The sequence below is a fragment of the Hansschlegelia beijingensis genome, from assembly GCF_045505405.1.
GTDB lineage: Bacteria > Pseudomonadota > Alphaproteobacteria > Rhizobiales > Methylopilaceae > Methylopila > Methylopila beijingensis_A.
Map to the genome: position 1 here is coordinate 1 of NZ_JBJKEX010000533.1, position 1,298 is coordinate 1,298.

Annotated in this window: 3 protein-coding genes; 1 reads left to right on the plus strand and 2 read right to left on the minus strand. The window is 71.3% G+C overall.

The window, feature by feature from the left end; all coding sequences use genetic code 11:
- Positions 1–463, plus strand: a 463-nt coding sequence (locus tag ACIKT0_RS18420; protein ID WP_407106770.1) for an AbrB family transcriptional regulator, incomplete at its 5' end; no start/stop codon positions are given.
- Here the strand turns inward: ACIKT0_RS18420 and ureG are convergent.
- Both ureG and ACIKT0_RS18430 read right to left on the minus strand, forming a co-directional pair.
- On the minus strand, positions 460–1,074 hold the full coding sequence (ureG, locus tag ACIKT0_RS18425) for an urease accessory protein UreG (protein WP_407106771.1): 615 nt from the start codon (positions 1,072–1,074) through the stop codon (positions 460–462). The two genes, ACIKT0_RS18420 and ureG, sit on opposite strands and share 4 nt — an antisense overlap.
- The coding region (locus ACIKT0_RS18430; RefSeq protein WP_407106772.1) for an urease accessory protein UreF at positions 1,071–1,298 on the minus strand (228 nt) is incomplete at its 5' end. The genes ACIKT0_RS18430 and ureG, both read right to left, overlap by 4 nt.

Sequence of the window (1,298 nt, forward strand, 5' to 3'; positions counted from 1 at the left end):
CGCCTGGGCGGGACGCGCGCTGCGCATCCCTGCCGGCCCGCTGCTGGTTCCGCTGGTGGCCACGCTCGCGCTGCAGGGCTCAGGCCTGGCGACGCTCGATCTGCCGCCCTGGCTGCTGGCCCTGAGCTATTCGGTCATCGGCTGGAGCATCGGGCTGCGCTTCACCCGCCCCATCATCCTGCACGCCGTGCGCGCCCTGCCGCAGGTGCTCGGCTCGATCCTGGCCCTGATGGCGGTGTGCGGCGGCTTCGGGGCCTGCCTCACGATCTTCGCCGGGATCGACCCGCTGACCGCCTTTCTGGCGACCAGCCCGGGCGGCGCGGATTCAGTCGCGATCATCGCCGCCTTCAGCAATGTCGACCTGCCGTTCGTGATGGCGCTGCAGACGGCGCGGCTGCTGGTCGTGATCGCGACGGGGCCGGCGATCGCGCGCTTCGTCGCCCGCCACGCGGCGCGCCGCTAGGCGAGCCCTCCGGCGCGCTTGATGAACGCGACCACCGGGTCGACGCCGACCCCGTGTCGGACGCTCGCGAACACATAGGGCCGGTCCTTGCGCATGCGGATCGTGTCGGCCTCCATCACCGAGAGGTCGGCGCCGACCATCGGGGCGAGGTCGGTCTTGTTGACGACAAGCATGTCCGACCGGGTGATGCCGGGGCCGCCCTTGCGCGGGATCTTCTCGCCGCCCGCGACGTCGATGACGTAGATCGTGATGTCCGCGAGCTCGGGCGAGAAGGTCGCCGCGAGATTGTCGCCGCCGGACTCGATCAGGATCAGGTCGAGGGCCGGGAACTTGCGGGTCATCTCCGCGATCGCCGCGAGGTTGATCGAGGCGTCCTCGCGGATCGCGGTGTGCGGACAGCCGCCCGTCTCGACCCCCATGATGCGCTCCTCCGGCAGCGCGCCGGTCGCGGTGAGGATGCGGGCGTCCTCCTTCGTGTAGATGTCGTTGGTGATCGCGCAGATCTCGTAGGGGCCGTGGAAGGCGCGGCAGAGCGCCTCCAGCAGCGCGGTCTTGCCGGAGCCGACCGGGCCGCCGACGCCGACCCTGAGAGGTCCGTTCGAAGAGCTCATGAGCGGAAAAGCCTTGTGTACTGGGTCTCGTGCCGGGCGGAGCCGAGATCGAGCCTGAAGGTGGACGACGCAAGATCGTCGAGCGTGAGACCGGCGCCCTCGGCCGCGAGGCGCCGGGCGAGCGGCGTGAGCCGCGCCACGATCCCTGCGCCCGCCGTCTGGCCGATGGGGGCGAGGCGGACCCCGGCCGAGACGAGCGCCTGCGTCAGCGCGGCCAGATAGGC